Origin of the sequence: Devosia sp. A16 (genome assembly GCF_001402915.1) — a bacterium.
In the GTDB taxonomy this organism is placed as follows: Bacteria; Pseudomonadota; Alphaproteobacteria; order Rhizobiales; family Devosiaceae; genus Devosia_A.
The window spans coordinates 4,510,007-4,536,371 of the sequence record NZ_CP012945.1; the positions used below are offsets into that span (position 1 = coordinate 4,510,007).

Below are 26,365 nucleotides of genomic sequence, written 5' to 3' on the forward strand. Positions count from 1 at the left end.
GCAAGATATCTTGGGCTGGGTAGTACTTGCGCGATCTCGCGACAAGCTACGACCCGCTATCCACAGTGTTGCATCGGTTAGTGTTAGGACGCTCCAGCACCCACCTCTCAGAATGGGGTTAATCTATTTCATCTATCGTTGCGTTCGCTCTGTTGGCACGCGTGCATGTCGCCATTTCAAGCGGACCTCCAGCCCGCTCGTTCAGTTGCTCACTGGGCAAGAGAAGCTACGGGTGCTTGCGCACCTCTTGGTGGTAGCGTGGCAAGCGACGAATGTCGCTCAATAGTGAAAGGCCCCGGTTTCCGGGGCCTTTCTCATTCGCTAATCCATGGCGCGGTGTTGTGACTGGTCGATGCGCCTCAGCTGCACCCAGTCGTCGTCCCGCAATCCTCACAGACCATGCAGTGCCCGCTGACCTTCATCCGCATCGAGTTACAGTTCGAGCACTGATCCCCCGTATACCCCTGCATCAGTGCCTGCGCCCTGAGCTGCCCGGCGTCCTGCTGCGTCGGCGGGCTCGGGATCGGGTTGAGCTCCGCTTCGTTGAGCACGGTCGGGCTGGTCTCGATCTTCAGCGCCGTCGCGGCCTTCAGTGCCGTGACGGTTGAGGTCTGCATCGAGGCGACCGGGTTGTAGGCCGCCGCGGCGGTGAGGCCGCCCGAGACCAGCATCAGGTTCTGGTCCTTCACCTTGCCGCGGGTCATGCCGCGGGAGACCAGGTTCTGCGCCGGGATCGGGGCAGGGCGCTGGCCTTCGCCCGAGGTCGACAGCGCCGTCGGGCTGTCGGCGTGGACATGCGCCAGGTCCTCGCGGTCGAGATAGGAGACGGCGAGCTCGCGGAAGATGTAGTCGAGGATCGAGGTGGCGTTCTTGATCCGGTCGTTGCCCATCACCATGCCGGCCGGTTCGAACCGGGTGAAGGTGAACGCCTCGACATACTCGTCGAGCGGCACGCCGTATTGCAGGCCGAGCGAGATCGAGATGGCGAAATTGTTCATCATGGCGCGGAAGGCAGCGCCTTCCTTGTGCATGTCGATGAAGATCTCGCCCAGGCGCCCGTCGTCGAACTCGCCGGTGCGCAGGTACACCTTGTGGCCGCCGATATTGGCCTTCTGGGTATAGCCCTTGCGGCGGTTCGGCAGCTTTTCGCGCTCGCGCGACACGCGCTCGATGATCTTCTCGACGATCTTCTCGGTCACCTGCGGCACGCGCGCCATCTGGTTGGCGGCGTTCAGCAACTCGACGGCATCCTCTTCCTCGTCGTCCTCATCGGCGACCAGCGAGGCGTTGAGCGGCTGCGAGAGCTTCGAACCGTCGCGATAGAGCGCGTTGGCCTTGAGCGCCAGGCGCCAGCTGAGCTGGTAGGCTTCCTTGGCGTCGGCGACGGTGGCGTCGTTCGGCATGTTGATGGTCTTGGAGATGGCGCCGGAAATGAACGGCTGCGCAGCGGCCATCATCAGGATGTGGCTCTCGACCGACAGGTAACGCTTGCCGATCTTGCCGCAGGGATTGGCGCAATCGAACACCGGCAGGTGCTCGTCCTTGAGGAAGGGGGCGCCCTCGAGGGTCATCGAACCGCAGACATGGGTGTTGGCCGCGTCGATATCCTTCTTCGAGAAGCCGAGGAAAGCCAGCAGGTCGAACGTCATGTCGCCGAGCTGCGCGTCGGTGACGCCGAGGCTCTTAAGGAAATCGGCGCCCAGCGTCCACTGGTTGAAGACGAACTTGATGTCAAAGGCCGACTTCATGGCCTTGTTCAGCACCTCGATCTTCTCGTCGGTAAAGCCCTTGGCCTTGAGCGAGGCAGGGTTGATGCCCGGCGCCTGGTTCAGGTTGCCGTGGCCGACCGCATAGGCCTCGATCTCGGCGATCTGGCTCTCGGAATAGCCGAGCGTACGCAGCGCCGGCGGCACCGCATTGTTGATGATCTTGAAGTAGCCGCCACCGGCGAGCTTCTTGAACTTCACCAGGGCGAAGTCGGGCTCGATGCCGGTGGTGTCGCAATCCATGACGAGGCCGATGGTGCCGGTCGGCGCAATCACCGAGACCTGCGCATTGCGGTAGCCGTGCTTTTCGCCCAGTGCCAGCGCATCGTCCCACACCGCCTTGGCGCGGGTCGAAAGGGTCTCGTCACCGATCGAAGCGTGGTCGAGCGCCACCGGGTTGATCGAGAGGCCCTCATAGCCGTCGGTCTTGCCATAGGCAGCGGTCCGGTGGTTGCGGATGACGCGCAGCATGTGCTTGGCGTTGCGCGGATAATCCTGGAACGGGCCGAGCTCGCCGGCCATCTCGGCCGAGGTCGCATAGGAGACGCCGGTCATCACAGCAGTGATGGCGCCGGCAATGGCGCGGCCCTGCGCCGAGTCATAGGGAATGCCTGAGGTCATCAGCAGGCCGCCGATATTGGCGTAGCCGATGCCCAGCGTGCGGTAGATGAACGAGCGCTCGGCAATAGCCTTCGAAGGGAACTGCGCCATCATCACCGAGACCTCGAGGACTACGGTCCAGAGGCGGCAGGTGTGCTCGAACGCCGCGACGTCGAAGCTCGAGTCGGCGTTGCGGTAGGGGAGCAGGTTCACCGAGGCGAGGTTGCACGCCGTGTCGTCGAGGAACATGTATTCCGAGCACGGGTTCGACGCGACGATCTCGCCGGCTTCCGGGCTCGTGTGCCACTCGTTGATGGTGGTGTGGAAATGGATGCCCGGATCGGCCGAGGCCCAGGCGGCATAGCCGATCTGCTCCCACAGGTCGCGCGCCTTGACGGTCTTGGTGACCTTGCCGGCTTTGGTGCGGCTGAGGAGGTTCCAGTCGCCATCGGTCTCGACGGCCTTGAGGAAATCGTCGGTGACGCGGACGGAATTGTTCGAGTTCTGGCCCGAGACGGTGAGATAGGCCTCGGAGTCCCAGTCGGTGTCGTAAACCGGGAAGTCGATATCGGTGTAGCCCTGGCGGGCGAACTGGATGACGCGCTGGATGTAGTTCTCCGGCACCAGCGCCTTCTTCGCCGCCTTCACTTCACGCTTGAGGGCAGGGTTCTTGTTGACGTCGAAGCAGTCGTCGCCGGTGCCTTCGCAGTTCACCGCGGCCTTCATGATGGCCTTGAGCGCCTTCGACACCACCTTGGAGCCGGTGACGAGCGCAGCGACCTTCTGCTCCTCTTTCACCTTCCAGTTGATGTAATCCTCGATATCGGGGTGATCGATATCGATCACCACCATCTTGGCGGCGCGGCGGGTGGTGCCGCCCGACTTGATGGCGCCGGCAGCCCGGTCGCCGATCTTGAGGAACGACATGAGCCCGGAGGACTTGCCGCCACCGGAGAGCTTCTCGCCTTCACCGCGCAGCTTCGAAAAGTTCGAGCCGGTGCCGGAGCCATACTTGAACAGGCGCGCCTCGCGCACCCACAGGTCCATGATGCCGCCCTCGTTGACGAGGTCGTCGGTCACCGACTGGATGAAGCAGGCATGCGGCTGCGGATGCTCGTAGGCCGATTTCGACGAAGTCAGCTTGCCGGTGAAGGGGTCGACATAGAAGTGCCCCTGGCCGGGGCCGTCGATGCCATAGGCCCAGTGGAGACCCGTGTTGAACCACTGCGGGGAGTTGGGGGCAACCCGCTGCGTGGCCAGCATGAAGCAGAGCTCGTCGAAGAAGGCGCGCGCATCTTCTTCGGTGGCGAAGTACTTGCCCTTCCAGCCCCAGTAGGTCCAGGTGCCGGCGAGGCGCTCGAACACCTGGCGGCTGTCGGTTTCCGAACCATAGCGCTCAGCCTCGGGGAGCTTGGCGAGCGCCTTCTCGTCGGGAACCGAACGCCACAGCCAGGAGGGCATGTCGTTCTCTTCCACCTTCTTCAGGATCTTGGCGACGCCGGCCTTGCGGAAATATTTCTGCGCAATGATGTCGGCAGCCACCTGCGACCAGGTCGAGGGGACCTGCATGCCTTCGAGCTTGAACACGATCGAGCCGTCGGGGTTCTTGATCTCGCTCGTCACCGAGCGGAATTCGATCCCCGCATAGGCGCTGTCGTTGGCTTTCGTGAACCGGCGTTCGATGCGCATCTTGCTATATATTCCCCAATAAAGCGGACAGGAAAGCCCGCGAGCCGCCAAGGACGGCTTCTGCCTCTTTGTATGACGCTGTCTAACTGGCCGCGAAACACGGCCCAGGAGCCCCGTTTGGGACCTTCGGCGAACTGCCGCCGCCGCGTGGTCCCGGTCGTCCGTCGTGCCGTCTGAACCAGCGCGGCGCAACCTCGAAAGGATGCGTCCGATGCTTCGAGTCGGTCAATGCCGAGGCATGATCACAACATACAACTGCTAGTGGCATTGCCCGTATCCGACGGCTAAATCCAGTATCTCATATGTGGATTGCGGGGAAAAGTTCCAAGCTCGATTCGGCGTTTGCGAGGGTCAATTTTCGGTACCTGTGCCTCGCAGATCGCTATCGGATTCGGTGCTAAACCACGGGAAATCGGCCACTCTTCCGCCATCTTTGAGCAGCGTGCGAAGATGAGGCGGCGGGGCTAAGTGCGATGCGGTTTTCGGTGCGAATCCTGTCAAGCGCATTATTTCCGTCACAAATCCACGACCATACAGAGCACCTGCTTGCCGGTCGGCACACCATAGGTAGAGGGCAGGGCGGTCTCGCCTTTGTGCCGGAGCGTGATCAGGAAAAGTTGCAGACTTTTCCGGTTCGATCGCGCGACCAGCTAAGAACCTGGAGCTGGAATGCGATTTCAACGAAGCGCAGTCCTGCTCTAGGCGTGGGTGCCCCGGCATGTTAGAGCCACGGGCAGAAAGTGCGGGCGATTTGGCCCGCGCGGAACGGCTTGTCGAGACGGGTTCAGACGGTATGGCGAACGGCGGCATGAAGGACTTCCTCATCGAAATCCTGGCCTGGTGGCGGGGCAACACCTGGGGCACGCGGCTGTGGGTCGCGACGCAGGGCGAGTTCGTCGGCGAAGACGAAACCGGAAACCGCTACTATCGCTCGAAGAAGGGCTCGAAGCCCGGCCCCAACGGCTACGAGCGCCGCATGGTGGTCTATGCCGGCGGCTACGCCGAGCCCACCACCATCCCGCCCGGCTGGTATGGCTGGATGCACTACCGCACCCACACCCCGCCGACCGAGCAGGATTACACCGCCCGCCCCTGGCAGCAGCCGCACCAGCCCAACCTCACCGGCACGGCGGCGGCCTACCGTCCCGATGGCAGCCTGTTGAACAAGGGCGAGCGTCCCCGCGTCACCGGCGACTATGACGCGTGGTCGCCGGAATAAGCCCGACCATCGTCCAGCCCATGCAGATGGTTCGCAAGGCAGTTGCCGTCGTTCTCCTGAGCCTGGCGTCGGCGGTGCCTGCGCTGGCCGAGACCATCGCCAATCCGGTCGCCCAGTTCTCCGGGCTCGACAAGATCACCGGCCGCATAACCACGTTCGACGTCTATATCGATGAGACGGTGCAGTTCGGCGCGCTGCAGATCACGCCGCGCGCCTGCTACACCCGGCCGCCCACTGAGACGCAGCGCACCAGCGTGTTCGTCGAGGTCGACCAGGTGAGCCTCAAGGGCTCGATCGACCGCATCTTCACCGGCTGGATGTTCGCCGACAGCCCGGCGCTCAACGCCATCGACCACGCGGTCTACGACATCTGGCTGCTCGACTGTAAGCAGAGCTCGGACGTCCCGCCACCATCGGCGGATGCAGGTACGGGCGGATAGGGCGGGTAGAGCCGGGCATTCGTCGGCAGGTGGAACAGGTGCTTCACCAAACTCGATGTCATCCCAGCGAAAGCTGGGACCCATTTCGCCGCCCGCGCCAGCGGATAGTTGGGTCCCAGCTTTCGCTGGGATGACAGCCGGTGGGTGGGGCGAAACCGTGCCAATCCACCAGTGCTCCATCTCCCCACCGCAACCGCGATCAAGTCCGCGCCCCACAATTTGCGCTTAGCTCCTCATCCCTGACGAGAGGAGCCCACACTTGCTCAGCACCCCCGAGATCATTACCCGCCCGGACCAGCCCTTCGCGGCGTTCCGCATCAGCCTCGAGCGCACCGACATCCCGTCGAAGGCGCCGCCCCTGCTCGGCGAGGTGGCCGGCTGGCTGGCCACTCATGGCGCCGCTCCGGCAGGCGCACCGTTCTTCAGCTATCTCGCGATGCCCGAGGACGGCCCGTTGCTGATGGAAGTTGGCTTCCCCACGGCGAGCCTCTTGCTCGGGGACGCCAGGGTGCGGACCGGCATCATTCCGGCCGGTCGGTTTGCCCGGCTGATCCATACGGGCCCCTATGACGGGCTCTATCAAGCCAACGTGGCGCTCGGCGAATGGCTGGGCAAGCAAGGCATGGCGCATCCCATGCCCGAACAGGTGCCCGGGGAGTACGAAGCCGCGCTGCTCGAAATCTACCACACCGATCCGGCGGCGGAGCCCGATCCGCAGAAATGGGAAACCGAGGTGGCGTTCCGGCTGGGCAGGTAGAGCATCGCGGCCCTGAAGGCGCGCGAGTTGTGAGTGGGGAGGGCGTTGCCGTGCCCCACCCATCGGGTCATTCCCGCGAAAGCGGGAACCTCCGTTTTCTGGCCTGCGGCACCACCTCAAACGGAGATCCCCGCTTTGATGCCCTCCGGCCGTTGCGAAGCAAAAAAGCACCGGCCGGCCCGGGAGAGGAGCCGGCCGGTGAGGAGTTATCCCGCTCGCGCCAGAATGTCCTTGGCGCCGCTCACCAGCTGCGCCGCGCCATCCTCGGGGGATTTGGCGCCGAAGGCGATTTCCTGGCTCAGCGTGCCCAGCAGCGACGTGCTGATCTCGCCGGCCGCCGACGGTGGCGGCGGCGGGATCGGTCCGAGCAGCTCGCCCAGGTTGGCGAAGAAATCGAGGGTCTGCCGTTCGAGATCGGTGAGGCCGGCAGTGATGTGCTCGCGCGAGGCGGCGGAGCTCGGGATGCCGCGCTCCAGCCCGAGCAGGCTCGCCGCCTCGAGATCGCGCACGAAGAAGTTGATCAGCTTGACCGCCTCGTCCTTGACCTTGGAGGTCTGGGCCAGGGTCCACATCATCGTCGGCTTGCGATACTGCCCGCCCTTGCCGCCGGCCATGGCGAGCGGCATGTTGGTGACGGCCAGCCTATCCTTCACCAGCGCCTGGTAGGCGATCAGCTCGTTGACGCCGGTAAAGCCGCTCGCAGCGCGGCCGGTCACCAGCATGCTGGTGTCGATCGTGCCGGTCGACACCGCCTGCTGTTCCGCCGTCACGCACGCCTCTTTGCCGCGCAGATCCGCCCACAGGGTAAACCACTCGGCCGCATCCGCCGTGTCGAAGGCGAGTTCGCCTTCCGGGGTGTAGAGCGCCTTGCCGCGCTGACGCAGCCAGTTCTCCAGCGCCGGCTCATTGCCCGACCCATCCTGCAGCATGCGCATCTCGCCATTGGCGGCGTTGAAATCGCCGACCATGGCGGCGAGCTCGGCATAGGTGGTGCTCGGTCCCGGCACCGGCAGGCCGGCCCGCTCGAAGGCGCTGGCATTGACCTGCAGGCAGAACCCGCCGGCCCCCATGCTGACACCGTAGAACTTGCCGTCGACGCGGCCCGCCTCGATCTGGTCGGCATCGAAATCGCCGAGGTCGAGCACGCTGCCCAGATAGTCGTCGAGCGGGGTCAATGCACCGCGTTTGGCGTACTCGACGATGTAGCGGTAATCCATCTGGATCAGGTCGGGCGCGTTGCCACCGGCGGTCTGGGTCGCGACCTTGGGCCAATAGTCGTTGAAGCCCATGAACTCGCTGACCACCGGGGCAGCGCCGAGCTTCTTCTGAAACAGGTCGAACACCGCAAAGGTGCGCTCGGCCCGCGCCTGGCCGCCCCAGAAGATGGCGCGGACGCCCTCCGACTGCGCGCGTGCTGCCGGCGCCAGCGCTGCCGCTCCGAGCAGCGCCAGGGCGCCCTGCAGCACGGTTCTGCGACGTGTGTTCATGTCGTCTCCTCCTCGTTTTTCTGCGTGTTGTGCTGCGCGCGGCGCCGGTCCTCCCCGGGCGTCGTCGCGAAGTAGGATTTGTACTGGCGTGAAAAGTACTGGGTGGTCGAATAGCCCAGGATCGAGCAGATTTCCCCGATGCTCATCGCCGTGGTCTGTAGGAGGTTTCGCGCCTTGAGCAGCTTGGTGGATTTGACGAAGCTGGCGGGGCTTACCCCATAGATGCGCCGGAACGTGCGGGTGAAATGCGAGCGGCTGCGGAACACCGCGCCGGCGAGCTCCGAGACGTCGTCATGCTCGGCCGGCATTTCGAGCACCTGGTTGGCGAGCGCGATCACGTCCCGTTCGAGCCGCGAGCTGGGCGCGTTGCCTGGTTGCAGCTGCAGCTGCAATTCGTCGAGCACGGCGCGGAGCAGCATGGCGCTGCGCGCCCCGTTGTCGCCGAGGCCCGCGAGCTCGGCGGCGTGCAGTTGCACGATCTTGCGCGTCAGCGCATCGATGAACAGGAAGTCGGAGGTCCAGCACCAGACCGGGGGCAGGGGCGCCGCGCCGCGATAGGCGTAGTTGAGAAAGGTGACGCCCAGCGGATTGGCGGCATTGTGCGACGCCTGGTAGACGCCGTCGGGCCGCATCACCACGGTCACCCCGGGCAGCAGGGCGATCCGCTCGCCGCCGGGCGTCACCAGTTCGCCTTCGCCGGCCCAGATCAGCCAGATGCGATAATTATCGACCTTGGTCGGGTCGGAGGCGAAAGACCAGCTCGGGTCGCACCGCATCCGGCCGACCGGCGCACGCAGTTCGACACCCGGTTCGCCGGCGCTCGAGGTCGTGGCAGCGCTCGGGCTCAACAGGTGGCACCGGCCCCTTCGCCGCCGAATATGGCCAGCCGCTCAACCTCATCGGTCGGCCGCGCCTGCTGGTCCATGTAGTGGAACTGCAGCGCCCGGCGCCGCTGCGCCGAGTTGTTCGATGGCGTACCGTGCGGTAGCAAGCCGTCGAAGAACATGCCGTCGCCGGGGCGGAGCGGAAACGCCACGGACTTGCGGCCGGCCATATCGGTGTCGCAGATCTGCCAGTCGCGGCGCCGGAAGTGGTGGATCGGGCCCAGCTTGTGGCCGCCGTCCAGCACCTGCATGCAGCCATTGGCGATGGTCGCCTCGTCGACCGCGATCCACACCCCCACGATGCGCGTTCCCAGCGGATAGTCGAAGAAGGCGTGGTCCTGGTGCCACGGCTTTTCGCGGCCGCCGCGCGGCGGCTTGAGCAGCGCCATGTCCTGGAACAGCCGCACGTCGCGTTCGAGCAGGTGCCGGCAGATGGTGCCGATGCGCTCGCCAAGCGCGATGCCGGCGAGCCGCTCCTCATAGGGCACGAAATCGTAGAGCTTGCGCACCGCGTCGTAGCGCTCGGCGGGCGTCATGGTGTCGATCACATCCTTGAAACCCTTCTCGTAGGACACGCCGGAGAAAACCGGCACGCGCCCTTCGATCAGGTCGTCGATTGCTGCCTTCGCCTGCGCCAGCTCTTCGGCCTGCAGCAGGCCCTCCACCGACAGCCAGCCATGTTCGCGATAGTGGTCGCGCGAGGCCGCCGTCAATGCCGTGGCGATGTCCACGCGTGGCGCCGTGGCTTCCGGGTCGTAAAGCCCATCCTGGTAGCTCCCGCCCTGTTCCTGGTCGAACTGCAGCATCGTCAATGATCCATGTTCACCGGACGTGCCGCCCGGCCCTTGCTGTCAGTGATGATCCTCCTGAATCCGTGACGATCCAAGGCCACGAAGTCGGCGAAGTTGTGCACTTTTCGCGCATTGTGAGCGCAGGGGCTGATTACGCGTGACGCGCTTGACTCTGTGCGGCGGTCGGTATTTAACAAGAGTGTTATTTAACGCATGTGCAAAATATGAACACCGACGCCTTGTCCCTCACCTTCGCCGCGCTCGCCGACCCAACGCGGCGGGCGATCTTGCAGCGGCTCAGTGAGGGCGAGGCGTCGGTGAGCGAACTGACCGCGCCGTTCGACATCTCCATGCCGGCCATCTCGAGGCATCTCAAGGTGCTCGAACAGGCCGGGCTGGTGGCGCGGACCCGGCAGGCGCAGTGGCGCCCGGTGCAGCTCAACGCCGCGCCGCTCGCCGAGCTCGCCAGTTGGGTCGAGCGCTACCGCCGGCATTGGGACAAGAACTTTGCGCGCATGGATGCGTACCTCGCCGAACTGCAGAAGGGGGATCCGGATGCCCCGCGGCAATAGCGTCACCGCCGAGCAGGCAGCCCTGGTGCTGGAGTTCGACCGGCTGTTCGATGCGCCGCGGGCTCTGGTCTGGCGGATGTGGAAGGATCCCGAGCACATGGTGCGCTGGCACGGGCCGGAGGGCTATGCGCTGTTGAGTTGCGACATCGACTTCCGCGTCGGCGGCGCGTGGCGGCGCTGCATGAGCAACGGCCCGGGCCATGCCCACTGGATCAGCGGCAAGTATCTCGAGATCGACGAGCCGAGCCGGCTGAGCTTCACCTACATCAACGAGTATGACGGCTTCGAGACCGTGGTGACGATGGATTTCGTCGACGAGGCCGGCAAGACCCGCATGTATTTCCGCCAGACCCCGTTCATCAGCGCCGAGGAGCGCGATGGGCATGGCTGGGGCTGGAAGAGCGGCTTCGACGTGTTCGACCGCTATGTGGCGCAGTTCATCGACGAGGACTGGCGCCCCAAGGGCCGGCCGCGCAGCGATGGCGTCGCCGAGGACATCGTCGCCGCACGGCGCCGCGCTCTGGAGAGCAAACGGGAGGACCAGGATGCTGACGCTGCCAGTGATCGTTGAACGGGCCGAGCAGCCCTATGTCGCTATCCGCCGCCGGGTGACCATCCCGTTTGGCGAGGCCATCGGGCCGATCATGGGCCAGCTCTTCGGCGCAATCGATAGTCAATCGATTCAAGCGTCTGGGCCGGTATTCTTCAAGTACAACATCGTCGCAATGCCCGAGCTCGAGATCGAGTTCGCCGTCCCCACCGCCACAAAGCTGCCTGTGGCCTCCCCGCTGCTGAGCGGGGTTCTGCCGGCCGGCCGCTATGCCCAGCTCACCTATTGGGGCCACTACGACAACCTGATCGAGGCCAACGCGGTGCTGATCGGCTGGGCCAGGCATAAGGGTATCGCCTGGGACGCCACCGAAGCGCCGGACGGCGATCACTTTGCGGCTCGCGTCGAAATCTACCCGAACGGCCCGGACGACGAGCCCGATCCCGACAAGTGGGAGACCACCGTGGCGATCAAGGTGCGGGACTAGCCATGCTGCTGCGAGACCGGGTCGCCGTCGTCTATGGCGCGTCGGGCGCGGTCGGCGGTGCCGTCGCCAGGGCCTACGCCCGGGAGGGAGCGCATGTGTTCCTCGCCGCCCGCGGCCGCGAGCGGCTCGAAGCCGTCGCAGCCGAGATCGCGGCTGCCGGGGGCAGGGCGGAGGTGGCGCCGGTCGATGCCACCGACCATGACGCGGTCGAGGCGCATCTCGAGGCCATCGCTGCGCGAGCCGGTCCGGTCAAGATGATGTTCAATGCCGTGTCCCTCGACGACACGCAGGGCCAGAAGCTGATCGACATGCCGCGGGAAAGGTTCATCGCGCCGATCGTAACCGGCATGAAGACCTGGTTTTCCACCGGCACCGCCAATGCCCGCCACATGGCGGCGAATGGCGGCGGCGTCATCGTCGGAATTTCGGCCAATGCGGCGCGCGAGGCCTATGACATCATGGGCGGCTTCGGCGTGTCGCAGGCAGCGATCGAACACTTCCTCCGCCACCTCGCGGTCGAGAACGGTCCCGCGGGCGTGCGCTGCGTCTGCGTTCGCTCCCCGGGTTCTCCCGATGCGCCCGGCGTCCGCGAAGCCTTCCTGTTGCATGCGCAGCAAGAGGGCATCACGCTCGAGGAAGCCGAGCGTCGCGCCGGCGAACGCACCCCTCTGCGCAGGCTGACGCCGCTGGCCCAGATCGCCGACGTCGCCGTGCTGCTGGCGTCGGACTTGGCTGGGTCGATGACCGCGACGGTCGCCAACGCCACGGGCGGGGCGCAGGTGGACTAGGGGTGGGGACAGAGCGTCACCGGCACAGCAGCTGTGCTCGCTTGCGACCCCACCCACCGGCTGTCATCCCTGCGAAAGCAGGGACCCATCTATCCACCGGTTCGGGCTGCGGGTTGGGTCCCAGCTTTCGCTGGGATGACGCCTGAGATGGAGGCCCGATTGTGCTCAACCGTTTGCCAGCTCAGAAAAACTCATCCAGCAACATGTACCAGTCGAGCTTCGCCTCGTCCGGCGCGTCCACGCCATAGGCCGCCAGGAACGACGGGACCGCTGCCGCGCCATAGTTGTACTCGAGGCTGCGGCAGGCGAGCGCCAGGTCCTGGTAGCGGTCGGCGACGCCAAGCCGCCCGCAGTCGATGAAGCCGGTGAACCGGCCATCCTCTGCCATGAAGTTGGGAAAGCACGCGTCGCCGTGGGTGACGACGAGGTCTTCCGTCACCGGCGCGTCGGTGATCAGCCGGGCATAGTCCGCCGGCCCCTGGCTCGGATCGTCGCCGTCATAGAGCCCGGCGTGATAGCGTGCCGAAGCATCCCTGATGCGGATGCCGACGCGATGATCGAACGGGCAACTCGCCGGGTCGAGTGCGTGCAGCTGCCGCAACGCTTCGGCCATCAGCCGGGCCGCAGTCTCGGCATTGAGCAGGCTCGTCGACGCCAGGTCGTGACCGGGCAGGGCAGTCATCAGCAGCCAGTGTCGGCCGTCATGCTCGGCCGTGTGGATCACCTCGGGGCAGGCGAGGCCCGTGCCGTGCAGCCAGCGCAACCGTTCGATCTCGCCCGGCAGCTCCGCCAAGGGGGAGATCGGCTCGGATTTGATGAAGTGCGCCTCCCCGGCGCGGTATACCCACGCGCCGGATTCACCGATGATCTGCGGCACGAGCTCGTGGCCGCGGGCCCAGCCGGGCGGCAGGTCTAGTGGTCGCATGCGAAGTAATCGCCCCGGTGCCGCAACGCCTCGGCGAGGCGGGCCTCATAGTCCTCGCGCGGGATCTCGATGCCGCCGAAGGTGCGCAGGTGGTCGGTGACGAACTGCGTGTCGAGCAGGTGATAGCCGCCAGCCACCAGCCGCTCGAGCAGGTGCGCCATGGCGATCTTCGAGCAGTCGGTCTTGCGGTGGAACATCGATTCGCCGAAGAATGCCGCGCCCAGCGACACCCCATAGAGCCCGCCGACCAGCGCCGGCCCGTCCCACACCTCGACCGTATGGACGATGCCGCGCTCGAACAACGCGCCGTAGAGGCGGCGGATCTCGGGGTTGATCCAGGTCGACTCGCGGTCGACCCCGGCGGTCGCACATCCTTCGATGACGGCAGGGAAGTCGGTATCCACCTTCACCTGATAGGGGTGGGTGCGCAGGGTTTTCCTGAGGCTGCGCGAAATGTGAAATCGGTCGAGCGGGATGATGCCGCGCTTCTGCGGGCTGACCCAGAACAGATCCGGCGACTCCGCGTCCTCCGCCATCGGGAAGATGCCGGCCTGATAGGCCCGGACGATCAGTTCGGGCGTCAGGTCGATGGCGAACGGATCCGGCTTCTTGCTCATGGGCTGAATATGGGCTCGCCGCGATTGCGAAACAACGCCAAAGCAGGCTTGCCACCGCAGCGCCCGGACGCGATTGTGCCGCCCGGCCGAGGAAGTCGATGAACAAGTGGGTGCGGCGCATCATCGTGGGGATCGTCATCGTCGCGGTGCTGTTCATCGCCGTGGGCGGTGTCGGCACCTCGATGCTGATGAACCACCTGCTGACCCCAGGGGGTGTCGACTGGAGCGGCGCCAACAATCCAGATCCACCGACCGATCCATATGAGCTGGGCTATCGCGGCGATCCGCGGGCGGCGCTCGGGCTGCCGTTCGAGACCGTGCGCTACGCCACCGAACTGGGCGAGGCCGAGGCCTGGTTCGTCCCCGCCGCCAAGATGACGGGACCGTGGGCGGTCTACGTCCACGGCATCGGCGGCATCCGCGAGAACGGCTATCGTCAGCTATCGATCCTCAACGCTGCCGGGATCCCGACGCTGCTGATCACCTATCGTAACGACAAGGGCGCCCCATCGCCCCAGAACGCCCTCTACAGCTTCGGTGTAAACGAGTGGCGTGACCTCGACGCGGCGGTGAGCTGGATGCTGGCCCGCGGAGCACCCAGCGTCATTCTCGTCGGTGAGTCGATGGGCGGCGGCATCGTCGGCCAGTTCCTGATGCACTCGGGCGAGGCCGACAAGGTGGTGGCGCTGGCGCTCGATGCGCCGGCGCTCGATTTCACCGAGGTGGTGGCCGACAAGATCGGCGCGCGCATGATCCCGCTGGCGCGCACGCTGGCCACTGCCGGCATCTTCATCTTCGATACCTATCGTCGGGCCGAGCTCAGCAAGGCGGTGAGCCTCGATGCGGTAGCGAAGTTCCCGGGCCCGCTGTTTCTCGCGCATGGGACGACCGACGGCCTGGTGCCGGTCACCATCAGCGAGCGGCTGGTCGCGGCGCGCACGGCGCCCACGACTTACCTGCAGACAGCAGCCAACCACCTGCTGTCGTTCAAGGAGAACCCGGGGCGTTATCGGGCCGAAATGGGCGGCTTCCTCGACAGCCTCGGCCGCTGAGGCTCAGCGGAGCACCAGGCGCACCAGCAGCGGCAGGCTGATGGCGGCGAGGACGACGGGCAACATCAGGACGAAGGCGTCGAGGTAATCGATCAGGTGCGGCATGGCACGATCTCCTTGGGTTGGAGCGTCATGACAGCTGCAGGCTGAACCGGCGCTGGAGCGGCCGTTCAGATTTCGTTAACGAGTCGGGCGGCGCATGCCGGGGTGCCTTGCCCCTGTCGCTACATCTGACTGTCGCGTCCTCGCACCGGGTCATTCCCGCGAAAGCGGGAACCTCTGTTTTGGTCCAGCACCGAGCCCAGAAACGAAGATCCCCGCTTTCGCGGGGATGACATCGAGTGTGTGGGCTGACGCGGTCTACAGAGCCGTGGCCGCTTCGGCCTCAGTGCTTCATCCCGAGGTACTTTTCCAGCCAGTGGATGTCGTAGTTGCCGGCGATGATGTCCGGTTCCTTGATCAGACGCTGGAACAGGGGCAAGGTGGTCTTGATCCCATCGACGACGAACTCGTCCACCGCGCGGCGCAGGCGCTGCAGGCACTCCTCGCGGGTACGGCCATAGACGATCAGCTTGCCGATCAGGCTGTCATAGTAGGGCGGGATCGAATAGCCGGCATAAACCGCGGAATCGACGCGCACGCCGACGCCGCCGGCGGGGTGGTAGAAGCTGATCTTGCCCGGCGACGGGGTGAAGGTCTGCGGGTCCTCGGCGTTGATGCGCACTTCGATGGCGTGGCCGGTGAAGGTGATCTTCTCCTGCTCAAGGCTCAGCTTTTCGCCCGAGGCGACGCGGATCTGCTCATAGACCAGGTCGACGCCCGTGATGCGCTCGGTGACCGGATGCTCCACCTGCAGGCGGGTGTTCATCTCGATGAAATAGAACTCGCCGTTTTCGTACAGGAACTCGATGGTGCCGGCGCCCGAGTATTTGAGCTTGCGCATGGCGGCGGCGCAGATCTCGCCGATCTTGTCGCGCTGGTCGGCCGGCACGGTGGGGGCCGAGGCCTCTTCCCAGACCTTCTGGTGACGGCGCTGCAGCGAGCAGTCGCGGGTGCCCAGGTGCACGGCGTTGCCCTGGCCGTCGCCCATCACCTGCACTTCGATGTGCCGCGGCTTGCCGAGGTATTTTTCCATGTAGACGGAATCGTTGCCGAAGGCGGCCTTGGCTTCGGAGCGGGCCGTCGACCAGGCGGTCAGCAGGTCGAGCTCGGTATGCGCCACCTTCATGCCGCGCCCGCCGCCGCCGGCTGTCGCCTTGATCAGCACCGGGTAGCCGATCTCGGCGGCAGTCTTCTTGGCGTCGGCTTCGGTCGCGACCTCGCCCTTCGAGCCGGGCACCACGGGGATGCCGAGCTCCACGGCCGTCTGCTTGGCGGTGATCTTGTCGCCCATGATCGAGATGTGATGCTCGGACGGCCCGATAAAGGTGATCTTGTGTTCGGTCAGGATGCGGGCAAAGCGCGCATTCTCGCTGAGGAAGCCATAGCCCGGGTGCACCGCGTCGGCCCCGGTGATCTCGCAGGCGGCGAGGATCGAGGGAATGTTGAGGTAGCTGTCCTTGGCCGGCGGCGGCCCGATGCAGACGCTTTCGTCGGCCAGCCGCACATGCATGGCGTTGGAATCGGCGGTCGAATGGACGGCGACGGTCTGGATGCCGAGCTCCTTGCAGGCCCTGAGGATGCGGAGCGCGATCTCGCCGCGATTGGCGATGAGGACCTTCTGGAACATGCCGGCTTACTCGATCACGACCAGCGGCTGGCCGTATTCGACCGGCGAAGCGTCTTCGACGAGGATGCGGGTGACGGTGCCCGAGCGATGCGCCGGGATCTGGTTCATGGTCTTCATCGCTTCGATGATCAGCACCGTCTGGCCTTCCGAGACCTTGGCGCCGACACTGGCGAAGGCGGGCTTGCCCGGTTCGGGCGCGAGGTAGGCCGTGCCGACCATCGGGGAGGTGAGGGTGCCGGGATTCGAGCTCACGTCGTCATGGTTCGGGGCGAGACCGGCGGCGACGCCGGCCGGAGCGACCGGGGCAGGTGCGGCCGCGGGAGCCGGAGCGTAAGCCGGCACGGCAACCTGCTGCACTGCCTGGCTGGCATAGGAGCGAGTGACGCGGACACGCAGGTCCTCGCGCTCGATCTCGATTTCGGCAAGGTTCTGCTCGTTGAGCAGCTTGGCGATGGCCTCGATCAGTTCCTGATCGGCATTCGGGGACGACGCCTTGGTCATGTTCTGCCTCTTAGAGTTTTTCGGCCAGTGCGTGGAGGGCCAGCCTATATCCGGTAGCGCCCAGACCGCAAATCACCCCCATCGCCACCGGCGAAACATAGGAGTGATGGCGGAACGCCTCACGGGTGTAGATGTTGGACAAGTGGACTTCGATCACCGGCAACCCCACGGCGCGGAAAGCGTCATGGATGGCGATCGAGGTGTGCGAGTAGGCGCCCGGATTGATGACGATGGCGTCGAAACTGCCCAACGCCTCTTGGATCCAGGTGACCAGTTCGCCTTCGATGTTGGATTGCTTGCAGGTGACCTCGAGGCCAAGCGTCTTGCCTTCGGCAATCGCCATCTTCTCGATGTCGGCAAGCGTCTGCGTGCCGTAGGTCTGGGGCTCGCGGGTCCCGAGCATGTTGAGGTTCGGGCCGTTGAGAACGAGGACGCGGTGAGCCATGGTTCGTGCCTTTTGCACCGGCCCCCCAGCGGGCGCAAGCGTGGCGCGGAGTAATGCACGAAAAAGGGCGGATTTGCGGCGGTCGGGGTAGGAGCGCCGATCTCACGGTCATCGCCTTCTCCCCTTGTGGGAGAAGGTGCCCGAAGGGCGGATGAGGGGTATCTCTCCGCGTACTCAATCGCCCTTCGCTATGCTCAGGTGGCGCTACACTTCGTTGCGCGGCCCCCTCATCCGGCCTTCGGCCACCTCGCGGCGAAGGCTTCGCCCTCGTCCGCTGGCCACAAGGGGAGAAGGCCACGCCAGCATGCTTCGTGCAGACTAGCCCGGCTGCTCCGTCGTGCACGCCGTCGCGCCGCAGGCCCGCATGTTGGCGATGCGCTGCTGCAGCGCGTCGAGCCCGATGGCGCCGGGGATGATCTCGTCGCCGATGATGAAGGTCGGGGTGCCGGTGATCTTCAGCCGGTCGGCGATGCGATAGCTTTCTTCGATCACCTTGTCGACCTTGGGGGTCTTCATACCCATCTCGAGCGCGATGGGGTTGAGCCCAAGGTCTGCGGCCGCCTTCAGCGCCACCGCCTTGTCGACCTGGCCGCGGCTGGTGAACAGCGCCTGGTGGAAGGCCCAGTAGTCGACATCGGCATCGGCGACCTGCGCCGCGATGCGTGCCGCATCGACCGAACCCTGCGACAGGATCGGGAATTCCTTGAGGATCACCTTGAGGTTCTTGTCGCTGTCGAGCAGCGCCGCGAGATCGGGCAGGGCCTGCCGGCAGTAGCCGCAATTATAGTCGAACATCTCGACCAGCGTGACGTCGCCATTGGGATTGCCGAGCACGATGCCGTTCTCGGACTCGAAGATCGCCGGTTTCAGTTCGACCATAGCGGTGCGGGTTGCCGCAGTGCGCTCTGCCGTCAGTTCCGCATCGAGCGCGGCGGAAACCTTCTGCAGGATCCGCGGGTTGCCGAGCAGGTACTTTTCGATCATCGGATCGAGCGTCGACTGATCGAGGGCCGCTACCGATTGCGGCACGTCCTGCCTGGGCTGCTTGGCGATCAGATCGGTGACGATCGTCTCCACCGCCGATGCGGTGAGCCCCGGCTCGGGCTTTGCCTTCGCCACCACGTCCTCGGCGATGGCCCTGGCGCCGGCTTCGTCGAGCTTGGGCCCCGTCAGCAGCGTGGCGCCCAGCCCGCCCGCCAGCACGCCGACGGCAAGAACGAGAATGGCGGTGAGGCGAGACATGCGAACTCCGGAGCTGTGTCGGCCCTATGTAGCAGACGGGAGTAAATATGCCATGGCGGCGGCCGGCGACTGTACGCGGCCGCTTCAATTGTTGTTGAGGCGGCGCCGCAATTCCCGTAGCCAAGGCCCCATGCAGACGGACGAAAAGCTCACCGGCCTCAGGCCATTCTACGTGATGGAAATCACCGCGCGGTCGAAGCTCGTCGAAGCGAGCGGCCGCCAGGTCATGCACATGGAGTCGGGCGAACCCGGCGCTCCGCCGGCGCCGCGGGTGCGCGAGGCGGTTGCGGCCGCCCTGGCGTCGCCGCAGCACTACACGCATTCGGCCGGGCAGATCGAACTGCGCCGCGCCCTGGTCGACTACTACCGCGAGCAGCACCGCGCGACGGTCGATCCCGAGAGCATCGTGGTCACCATGGGCTCGTCCTCCGCCTTCATCCTCGCCTTCCTCGGTGCCTTCGGGCCGGGCACCAGGATCGCGGTGACGCGACCTGGCTATCCCGCCTATCTCAATACGCTCGATGGCCTCGGCATGCGGGCGGTCGAGATCCCGGTGACGGCGGCGGCCGGCTGGCGGCTCAGCGCCGCCGACGTCGAGGCGGCCTACGCGCGCGAAAAGTTCGACGGTCTGCTGTTCGCCTCACCTGCCAACCCGACCGGCGCGGCGGTGACGCGCGAGGCGCTCAAGGAGATCGTCGAGGTCTGCGCGCGGCTGGGCGTCACCTTCATTTCCGACGAGATCTACCATGGGCTCGACTACCGCGGACCATCGGTCTCGGCGCTCGAGTTCACCGACGACGCCATCATCATCAACAGCTTCTCGAAATACTACTGCATGACCGGCTGGCGCATCGGCTGGATGGTGCTGCCCGAGCGCCATAATCGCCGCACCAACATCCTGCAGCAGAACCTGTTCATCGCCGCCCCGACCCTCAGCCAGATCGCCGGCCGGGTGGCGCTGGGCGAGCGCGACTATTCCGAGGAGCAGAAGGCACAGTATGCCGTGAACCGGCACATCCTCGCCGAGGGCCTGGCGCAGTTCGGCCTTGCGGCAGCCAGCGAAGGCGATGGCGCGTTCTATGCCTATGTCGATTTCTCCCGCTTCACCAACGACTCGCTGAGCTTCTGCATCGAGATGCTCGACCAGGTCGGCGTGGCGGCGACGCCCGGCATCGACTTCGACCGGCTCAACGGCAACCGCTTCGTGCGTTTCTCCTACGCCGGGACGCGGGCGACCATCGATGAAGGCCTGAACCGGATCGGCGATTTCCTGAGGCGGCGATGACCAGCATCCCGGCGCTGCGGACTGCGCGGCTGGTGCTGCGGCCGATGGTCGAGGCGGATTTCCCGGCCTATCGCAACCTGATGGTGTCGCCGCGCTCGACCTACATGGGCGGGCCGTTCGACGAGGTGCGGGCCTGGGGGCTGTTCTGCCATGATATCGCGTGCTGGACGCTCTACGGCCATGGCGGGCTGATGATCGACATCGCGACGACCGGCGCGTGCGTTGGCCAGGTCGGCATCAACCACGGGCCGCTGTTCCCCGAGAAAGAGCTGGGCTGGCTGCTTTACGATGGCTTCGAAGGGCGGGGGTATGTGACCGAGGCCGCGGCGGCGCTGCGCGACTGGGCCTTCGCCGAGCTCGGGCTTTCGAGCCTCGTCAGCTATTTCGATCCGGCGAACATCCGCTCGATCGCCGTGGCGGAGCGATTGGGGGCGGTGCGGGACGACAACGCCCCGCGCCAGGATCCTGAGGATGTGGTGTATCGGCACCTGCCGCCGGGGACGCGCGGCTAGCTCACTCTGGGATCGTGGCACTGCTCACCTCTCCCTTGGGGGAGAGGTCGGCGCGAAGCGCCGGGTGAGGGGCCTTGCTTCGAGCTCGCTGCCTGCGGCAAGGCCCCCTCACCCTGACCCTCTCCCCCAAAGGGAGAGGGGACGCTTGAGCCGCACCCACGGCGCCGGCGAGCCCGTCTTTACCGCGGATTGTCGCCAAGCACGAACGGCCGCAGCCGGTGGCCGTCATAGTCCTCGAGCACGCAGGTGAAGCCGAAATCCATCTCGGTCGGCGCCTGCAGCACTTTCAGCCCGAGCCTCCTCCACTCCGCGAAGGTGGCACGAACCGCGTCCTTGCTGTCCTCGGTGAACGAGATCTCGACGCCGCCAGCCGGCTTGGGTTTCGGCTCCATCTCGTCGCTGAGCCATAGGCCGATCTTGAGGCCCGTCGGCAGAACGTAGAGCACGAAGGTGGGGGCTATCTCGACTGGGTCGCGGCCGAGCAGCCTGGTGTAGAGTTCAGCGCTCCTGAGCGGGTCGCGAACGGCGAGGAGCAGGTAGTTGAGGGTGCGCATGGGGCGTCTCCGTTGTTGATGGAGACGGGGATAGCGGCCCGGACTGACAATTTCCGGCAGTGGCCGACCGGCCAACAGTCAGCGCACCGGAATCCCCTCGCGCTCGCGCCATTCCTTCAGCATGGCGGCCCGCCGGCGGGGGTAGCGCTCTGCCAGCATTTCCATCCTGTCGATCCGGTCTAGCCGGAAGTGCCGGTAGTCGGTCCTGAGCTCGCACCAGCCGATCACCACCCGGACTCGATCGAAGAAGCCGATGGCGAAGGGCCAGATCGTCCGCTCGGTAGCGGTGCCGCCGGCATTGCGATAAGCGAGCACCAGCTTCCTCTGCTCCCGGATGGCGAGGCGGATGGCCGAGAGGTCGACCTGCGCCGGGATCACCTCGCCGCCGCCAACCAGGAGGTTCGAGCCGTCGACGCTGTCGCGCAGTTCGTCGGGCAGCACGGCGGTGATCTTGCTCAGCGCGTTAGCCGCCGCATCGCCGAGCCGCGGGTCCTCGGCCCGGCGTGCCACCCAGCGCGACCCGAGCACCAGCGCCTCGATCTCGTCGGCCGAGAACATCAGCGGCGGCAACGTGAAGCCGGGGCGCAGGATGTAGCCCAGGCCCGGCTCGCCCTGGATATCGGCGCCCTGCGCCTGCAGGGTCGCGATATCGCGATAGAGCGTGCGGATCGAAATGCCGAGTTCGGCGGCAAGGGCAGGACCCGTCACCGGCGCGCGATGGCGACGCAGCAGCTGGATCAGGTCGAGCAGACGTTCGGTGCGGGACATGTACGGCAGCCTAGCGGATTTCGGTGCCCCGCAAGAGCTCCCAAAAGCCGAAGGGCGGGATCGTCTCCCGCCCTCCTGCTTCATTCTGTGCGTCCGAGTTCAGCCGCCGAGGCCCAGGCGGCGCTGCCACCAGCCGGCCTTCTTGGGCTTGGTCTCTTCGGCGGGCTTGTCGTCGGTGGCGGCCGGAGCAGCCGAACTAACGACGATCTCGCCTTCCGGAATCACCTTCCTGGCGCGACGGGGCGCGGCTTCCGGCTCAGGCTCAGGAGCCGTCTCCGCAACCACTTCCGCCGGCGCAACCTCCGCAGCTGCGGCCTCGGGAGCGGCAACCTTGGGCTTGCGCGCCCGCGGCTTCTTGGCCTTCGGAGCCTCCTCGGCCTGAGCTTCCGGCTCGGCAGCCGGCTCGGCGGTCACTGCAGCGGCTTTCGTCGCTCTGCGGCGGGCAGGTTTCTCAGCCGCGGCGGGGGCAACGTCCTCCGCCACCACCGGAGCGGCCTCATCGGCAACCGGCTCGGCCTTCTTGCGGCGGCCGCGCTTCGGCTTTTCGGCCGGAACGTCCTCGGCAACCACCGGAGCAGGCGTCTCGACCGCCGGGGCTTCCGCTACCACTGCGATCGCAGGGGCGTCGGCTGCAGCCACGGCCTCTTCCGAAACCGGCTCGCTCGTCACGCCATCGCGCTGCTCGCCGCCTTCGCCATCGCGACGGTTGCGACGGCCGCCACGGCGACCACGACGGCGGCGACGGCGCGGTTCGCCATCTTCACCGACCGCGCCCTCATTGGCCTGGCGCGGCGCTTCGTCGCCTTCACCGTCCTCGGACTCTTCGTCCGACGCGGCCTCGGCCGGCTGGCGGGGCTGCTGCGGGCCGCCCTGCGGACGGTCCTCGCGATCGCCGCCACCGCGACGGCGGCGACGACGGCGACGACCGGAGCGCTCGCCACCCTCGTCGGAGCGCGCCTGGCGCTCGCCGCCACCGGTGTTTTCCTCTTCCTCGTCGTCCTCATCCTCGACAGCCAGATCGGCCGCTTCGGCTTCCGCATCGATGATCGTGGTGGTGTCGACGCGCACATGCGTGCCGGCCGTCTCGCCCCGATCGAGCACGCGGGTTTCGCCGCGCTCGATGGCGAAATGCGAGGGCCCGACATGGTCATCGGCGACGATCGTGATCGACAGGCCGTATTTGGCTTCCAGCGTATTCAGCGTGCCGCGCTTGGTGTTGAGAATGTAGAGCGCCACGTCGGTCGGCACGCGCACATTGATCGACTGGCCCGGCTTGCGCAGCACGTGGTCTTCCACGTTGCGCATCACCATCAGCGCCAGGCTCTCCACCGAGCGGACGAGGCCGGTGCCCTGGCAGGTCGGGCACTTGTGCGTCGAGCTCTCGACCACGCCGAAGCGGATGCGCTGGCGGCTCATTTCGAGCAGGCCGAAATGGCTGATGCGGCCGACCTGGATACGGGCGCGATCGTTCTTCAGGCATTCCTTGAGCTTGCGCTCCACCGCCCGGTTCGAGCGGTTCTCCACCATATCGATGAAGTCGATGACGATCAGACCGGCCAGATCGCGCAAGCGCAGCTGGCGCGAGACTTCCTCGGCCGCCTCGAGGTTGGTCTGCAGCGCCGTGTCTTCGATATTGTGTTCCTTGGTGGCGCGACCGGAGTTCACGTCGATCGAGACCAGCGCCTCGGTCGGGTTGATCACCAGATAGCCGCCCGACGGCAGGGTCACCTGCGGCGAGAACATCTGGTCGAGCTGGCCCTCGACGTTGAACTTGGAGAACAGCGGCGCATCGTCCTTGTAGAGCTGCACGTTCTTGGCGTGGCTCGGCATGATCATGCGCATGAAGTCTTTGGCCTCGCGGTAGGCGTCGTCGCCCGCCACGAACAGCTCGTCGATATCCTTGTTGTAGAGGTCGCGGATGGTCCGCTTGATCAGCGAGCCTTCCTCGTAGACGAGGCAGGGAGCCTGCGACTTGAGCGTCAGCGAACGCACGTTCTCCCACAGCCGCTGCAGATACTCGAAGTCGCGCTTGACCTCGGCCTTGGTGCGGCTGGCGCCGGCGGTCCTGAGGATGATCCCCTGACCCTGCGGCACTTCAAGATCCCCCACGATGTCCTTGAGACGCTTGCGGTCTGCGGCATTGGTGATCTTGCGCGAGATGCCGCCGCCACGCGCCGTATTGGGCATCAGCACCGAATAGCGGCCGGCCAGCGACAGATAGGTGGTGAGAGCCGCGCCCTTGTTGCCGCGCTCTTCCTTGACCACCTGCACCAGCATCACCTGCCGGCGCTTGATCACTTCCTGAATCTTGTACTGGTGGCGGCGCTGCGACGGACGGCGGCGTTCCTGCACGTCCTCGAGCGCATCCGAGCCACCGACGCTTTCTACCGGCTCGTTGCTGGTCGGCGCCTGCTCGATATGGCTGTGCTCTTCGTCGCCCTCGGCGTCGTCGTGGTCGGCCGATACTTCGGCGGGCGCGGCGGCCCGGGCCGCTGCATGCTCGTGTTCGTGCTCGTCGTCGTCATGCGCCTCGTCGCGCAGCAGCGCTTCGCGGTCGGCGATGGGGATCTGGTAATAGTCGGGGTGGATTTCCGAGAACGCGAGGAAGCCGTGGCGGTTGCCGCCATACTCGATGAAGGCGGCCTGGAGCGAGGGCTCCACGCGCGTCACCTTGGCGAGGTAGATGTTACCCCTGAGCTGCCGCCGCTGGGCGGATTCGAAATCGAACTCTTCGAGCCGGTTCCCGTTAGTGACGACGATCCGTGTTTCTTCCGGGTGGATGGCATCCACCAGCATGCGCTTTGTAGCCATAGACGAAGTCTCCGCGCCGTCGCGCGCCGACACCGATCGACCGGCGAACCGGTCCTCCTGATGTCGCGCCATGCGAGGCGAAAGGTTTTAGGAGGATGGCGCGAGAGGCGCCGGCAAAAGCAGCGGCGCGCGCGCCGCCGCGAGACTGGAGAGCGACGGCAGCCGGGACTTCGATGACAAAAGCGCAACCGCTATTCGGGATCGCGTCACTCTTTGTCTGCCCGATGGCCATCAGACCTCTTCCTTGAGAACAGGCCAGCGAAAATCGAGCCGCCTGTCCTTCGATCCCGAGGGACCGAGATTCTATCGCGAGGCGCCAAATGTGCCGCACTTCAGACCGGATCACCTGAGTGAATTCCAATCCGCCGCTGCCAACCAGCCGCGCCAGGGCGCCGATTGCGCCGCACAGGCATATGGTGGCGGCAGCAGGCCGCCTCAAGATCGCTTTAGGGTTGTTGCCGCAAATTGGCAACAGGAAACTCAAAACCCACGGGTACGCGCCATCCTCGAGCCGATCACATTATTGCATTGTCGACGCGCGGTGCGTAACGCCGCAGAATCGCCCGACTGCTCTGGCGTGCTGCACCACCTTTAGGGGAGCGATGCTGTCTTGTTGAAATCTGCCGGCTTCGGCGGCAAATCCGGCGGATCCGCTGGGTTTGCGGCGATTTTGCTGGTCCTCGTGGCCAGCCTGTTCGTCACCCACCCCGCCTTTGCACAGCTCGAATCGATCGAGGATTACCCCGACGTCATCGATGCGCGCGTCACCTCGACGCCGCAGCGGGCCCGGCTGATCATCGATCTCTCCGGGCCGACCGAGTTCGCCATCGTTTCGCTCGACAACCCCAATCGCATCGCCATCGACGTCAAGGCGTTCGAGCTGAAGATCCTGGCGCCCGCCGACGTGGCCGGCAAAGGCATCGTCAGCAGCTACACCGTGGAGATGGCCGAAAAGGGCAGGGCGCGCACCATGCTGACGCTGGCCCAGCCGGCGCAGGTGCAGCAGGCCTATGTGCTCGACGCGGTTGCCGACCAGCCGGCGCGCCTCGTGGTCGACATCATCACGGCAACCCCCGAGGAGTTCGCGACCAAGGTTGCGGCGGACCTTGCGGCGTCGATCGCGAACAAGGGCACGGCGCCGGTAACGGCCTCGACCAATCCAGGCACCCACGCGCCGATCACCGCGACCCGGCCGCTGGTAGTGCTCGATCCCGGTCATGGGGGCGTCGACAATGGTGCGAGCGCGCCCAACGGAGTGCATGAGAAGGACATCACCCTCGCCTTTGCGTTGCAGTTGCAGAAGGTGCTGATCGACTCCGGCCGTTTCGACGTGGCGCTGACGCGTGAGGACGACACCTATCTGTCGCTCAACCAGCGTGTCGATCTCGCTCGGCAGAACAAGGCCGACATCTTCATCTCGCTGCATGCCGACAGCTTCCAGCAGCCCGAAATCCGTGGCGCCAGCGTCTACACCCGCGACGAAAACGCCACCGACGTGCTCGACAAGGTGCTGGCGGACGGCGAGAACCGCTACGACATCGTCGCCGGCTTCGCCGTGCCGCAGGCGACACCCGCCGTCATGGATATCCTGGTCGACCTGATGCGCCGCGAGATGCGGAAGTCGAGCTTCCTCGCCGCCGAGGCCATCGTCCATCAGCTCGAGCCGAGCGTCGCGCTGCGTCGCTTCCCGGTCCGCCAGGCCGACTTCTTCGTGCTGCAGGCGCCCGATGTTCCCTCGGTGCTGGTCGAGCTCGGGTTTCTGTCCAACGCCGCCGATATCGCCAACCTGCAGCAGTCGGACTGGCGGGACCGAGTCGTGGATGCACTGGCGCGAGGGATTGCGGATTACTTCGACAGCACGCAGAAGGCTGTAGCCGCGACGCAGTGACGTTTT

24 protein-coding genes are annotated in these 26,365 nt (G+C 65.7%); 11 read left to right on the forward strand and 13 right to left on the reverse strand.

The window, feature by feature from the left end; translation table 11 throughout:
- Window positions 1-359: 359 nt before the first annotated feature.
- Window positions 360-4,055, reverse strand: coding sequence for a vitamin B12-dependent ribonucleotide reductase (locus APS40_RS21675; RefSeq protein ID WP_055049020.1), 3,696 nt, complete (start codon window positions 4,053-4,055; stop codon window positions 360-362).
- A gap of 808 nt (window positions 4,056-4,863) precedes the next feature.
- Here APS40_RS21675 and APS40_RS21680 point away from each other — a divergent pair.
- From APS40_RS21680 to APS40_RS21690, 3 genes are all read left to right on the forward strand, one after another.
- Window positions 4,864-5,274 (forward strand): NADH:ubiquinone oxidoreductase subunit NDUFA12, encoded by a 411-nt coding sequence (locus APS40_RS21680; RefSeq protein ID WP_055049776.1) that lies wholly within the window; start codon window positions 4,864-4,866, stop codon window positions 5,272-5,274.
- A gap of 20 nt (window positions 5,275-5,294) precedes the next feature.
- Window positions 5,295-5,714 (forward strand): DUF2155 domain-containing protein, encoded by a 420-nt coding sequence (locus APS40_RS21685; protein ID WP_055049021.1) that lies wholly within the window; start codon window positions 5,295-5,297, stop codon window positions 5,712-5,714.
- A gap of 259 nt (window positions 5,715-5,973) precedes the next feature.
- On the forward strand, window positions 5,974-6,471 hold the full coding sequence (locus APS40_RS21690; protein WP_055049022.1) for a GyrI-like domain-containing protein: 498 nt from the start codon (window positions 5,974-5,976) through the stop codon (window positions 6,469-6,471).
- Between the two features lie 206 nt (window positions 6,472-6,677).
- Here APS40_RS21690 and APS40_RS21695 read toward each other — a convergent pair whose 3' ends face one another.
- The 3 genes from APS40_RS21695 to APS40_RS21705 are packed head-to-tail and all read right to left on the reverse strand — an operon-like array spanning window position 6,678 to window position 9,648.
- Window positions 6,678-7,958: an ABC transporter substrate-binding protein gene (locus APS40_RS21695; RefSeq protein ID WP_055049023.1), complete on the reverse strand. Its 1,281-nt coding sequence runs from the start codon at window positions 7,956-7,958 to the stop codon at window positions 6,678-6,680.
- Window positions 7,955-8,806, reverse strand: a complete 852-nt coding sequence (locus APS40_RS21700; protein ID WP_055049024.1) for a helix-turn-helix domain-containing protein — start codon at window positions 8,804-8,806, stop codon at window positions 7,955-7,957. The genes APS40_RS21695 and APS40_RS21700 overlap by 4 nt, the downstream gene beginning before the upstream one ends.
- On the reverse strand, window positions 8,803-9,648 hold the full coding sequence (locus APS40_RS21705) for a phytanoyl-CoA dioxygenase family protein (RefSeq protein WP_055049025.1): 846 nt from the start codon (window positions 9,646-9,648) through the stop codon (window positions 8,803-8,805). Before APS40_RS21705 ends, APS40_RS21700 begins: the two co-directional genes overlap by 4 nt.
- 209 nt (window positions 9,649-9,857) lie before the next feature.
- On the opposite strand from APS40_RS21705, the gene APS40_RS21710 reads away from it, so the two are divergent.
- Genes APS40_RS21710 through APS40_RS21725 form a run of 4 tightly spaced genes read left to right on the forward strand, consistent with a single transcriptional unit; the run spans window position 9,858 to window position 12,030 of the window.
- The gene (locus APS40_RS21710; RefSeq protein WP_055049026.1) at window positions 9,858-10,205 is read left to right on the forward strand and encodes an ArsR/SmtB family transcription factor; all 348 of its coding nucleotides are present in this window, start codon (window positions 9,858-9,860) and stop codon (window positions 10,203-10,205) included.
- Window positions 10,189-10,776 carry an SRPBCC family protein gene (locus APS40_RS21715; RefSeq protein WP_055049027.1) on the forward strand — a complete coding sequence of 196 codons (588 nt, stop codon included), beginning with the start codon at window positions 10,189-10,191 and terminating at the stop codon, window positions 10,774-10,776. The genes APS40_RS21710 and APS40_RS21715 overlap by 17 nt, the downstream gene beginning before the upstream one ends.
- Complete coding sequence (locus tag APS40_RS21720; RefSeq protein ID WP_055049028.1) at window positions 10,751-11,242, forward strand: GyrI-like domain-containing protein; 492 nt, start codon at window positions 10,751-10,753, stop codon at window positions 11,240-11,242. Before APS40_RS21715 ends, APS40_RS21720 begins: the two co-directional genes overlap by 26 nt.
- Before the next feature lie 2 nt (window positions 11,243-11,244).
- Window positions 11,245-12,030, forward strand: a complete 786-nt coding sequence (locus APS40_RS21725) for an SDR family NAD(P)-dependent oxidoreductase (protein WP_055049029.1) — start codon at window positions 11,245-11,247, stop codon at window positions 12,028-12,030.
- Window positions 12,031-12,211: 181 nt separating this feature from the next.
- On the opposite strand, the gene APS40_RS21730 is transcribed toward APS40_RS21725, so the two are convergent.
- Window positions 12,212-12,955 carry an APH(3') family aminoglycoside O-phosphotransferase gene (locus APS40_RS21730; RefSeq protein ID WP_055049030.1) on the reverse strand — a complete coding sequence of 248 codons (744 nt, stop codon included), beginning with the start codon at window positions 12,953-12,955 and terminating at the stop codon, window positions 12,212-12,214.
- Entirely contained in the window at window positions 12,943-13,572 is a 630-nt protein-coding gene (gene aat, locus APS40_RS21735; RefSeq protein WP_055049031.1) for a leucyl/phenylalanyl-tRNA--protein transferase, read from the reverse strand. The genes APS40_RS21730 and aat overlap by 13 nt, the downstream gene beginning before the upstream one ends.
- Before the next feature lie 98 nt (window positions 13,573-13,670).
- Here aat and APS40_RS21740 point away from each other — a divergent pair, with 98 nt between their 5' ends.
- The gene (locus APS40_RS21740; protein WP_055049032.1) at window positions 13,671-14,624 is read left to right on the forward strand and encodes an alpha/beta hydrolase; all 954 of its coding nucleotides are present in this window, start codon (window positions 13,671-13,673) and stop codon (window positions 14,622-14,624) included.
- A gap of 385 nt (window positions 14,625-15,009) precedes the next feature.
- Here APS40_RS21740 and accC read toward each other — a convergent pair whose 3' ends face one another.
- From accC to APS40_RS21760, 4 genes are all read right to left on the reverse strand, one after another.
- Entirely contained in the window at window positions 15,010-16,353 is a 1,344-nt protein-coding gene (gene accC / locus APS40_RS21745; RefSeq protein ID WP_055049033.1) for an acetyl-CoA carboxylase biotin carboxylase subunit, read from the reverse strand.
- Window positions 16,354-16,359: 6 nt separating this feature from the next.
- Window positions 16,360-16,854 carry an acetyl-CoA carboxylase biotin carboxyl carrier protein gene (gene accB, locus APS40_RS21750; RefSeq protein WP_055049034.1) on the reverse strand — a complete coding sequence of 165 codons (495 nt, stop codon included), beginning with the start codon at window positions 16,852-16,854 and terminating at the stop codon, window positions 16,360-16,362.
- A 10-nt stretch (window positions 16,855-16,864) separates the two neighbouring features.
- Entirely contained in the window at window positions 16,865-17,299 is a 435-nt protein-coding gene (gene aroQ / locus APS40_RS21755) for a type II 3-dehydroquinate dehydratase (protein WP_055049035.1), read from the reverse strand.
- Between the two features lie 318 nt (window positions 17,300-17,617).
- Window positions 17,618-18,541: a DsbA family protein gene (locus APS40_RS21760; RefSeq protein ID WP_055049036.1), complete on the reverse strand. Its 924-nt coding sequence runs from the start codon at window positions 18,539-18,541 to the stop codon at window positions 17,618-17,620.
- A 130-nt stretch (window positions 18,542-18,671) separates the two neighbouring features.
- Here APS40_RS21760 and APS40_RS21765 point away from each other — a divergent pair, with 130 nt between their 5' ends.
- Together APS40_RS21765 and APS40_RS21770 are read left to right on the forward strand one after the other, a co-directional pair.
- Complete coding sequence (locus tag APS40_RS21765; RefSeq protein ID WP_236884154.1) at window positions 18,672-19,826, forward strand: pyridoxal phosphate-dependent aminotransferase; 1,155 nt, start codon at window positions 18,672-18,674, stop codon at window positions 19,824-19,826.
- Window positions 19,823-20,338 (forward strand): GNAT family N-acetyltransferase, encoded by a 516-nt coding sequence (locus APS40_RS21770; protein ID WP_055049037.1) that lies wholly within the window; start codon window positions 19,823-19,825, stop codon window positions 20,336-20,338. Before APS40_RS21765 ends, APS40_RS21770 begins: the two co-directional genes overlap by 4 nt.
- Before the next feature lie 179 nt (window positions 20,339-20,517).
- On the opposite strand, the gene APS40_RS21775 is transcribed toward APS40_RS21770, so the two are convergent.
- From APS40_RS21775 to APS40_RS21785, 3 genes are all read right to left on the reverse strand, one after another.
- On the reverse strand, window positions 20,518-20,892 hold the full coding sequence (locus tag APS40_RS21775) for a VOC family protein (RefSeq protein ID WP_055049038.1): 375 nt from the start codon (window positions 20,890-20,892) through the stop codon (window positions 20,518-20,520).
- A gap of 78 nt (window positions 20,893-20,970) precedes the next feature.
- Complete coding sequence (locus APS40_RS21780; protein ID WP_055049039.1) at window positions 20,971-21,660, reverse strand: helix-turn-helix transcriptional regulator; 690 nt, start codon at window positions 21,658-21,660, stop codon at window positions 20,971-20,973.
- 99 nt (window positions 21,661-21,759) lie between these two features.
- Window positions 21,760-24,471, reverse strand: a complete 2,712-nt coding sequence (locus APS40_RS21785) for an Rne/Rng family ribonuclease (RefSeq protein ID WP_055049040.1) — start codon at window positions 24,469-24,471, stop codon at window positions 21,760-21,762.
- Between the two features lie 610 nt (window positions 24,472-25,081).
- On the opposite strand from APS40_RS21785, the gene APS40_RS21790 reads away from it, so the two are divergent.
- A complete protein-coding gene (locus tag APS40_RS21790; protein ID WP_055049041.1) occupies window positions 25,082-26,359 on the forward strand; it encodes an N-acetylmuramoyl-L-alanine amidase in 1,278 nt (425 codons plus the stop codon).
- The last annotated feature ends 6 nt before the right edge of the window (window positions 26,360-26,365 follow it).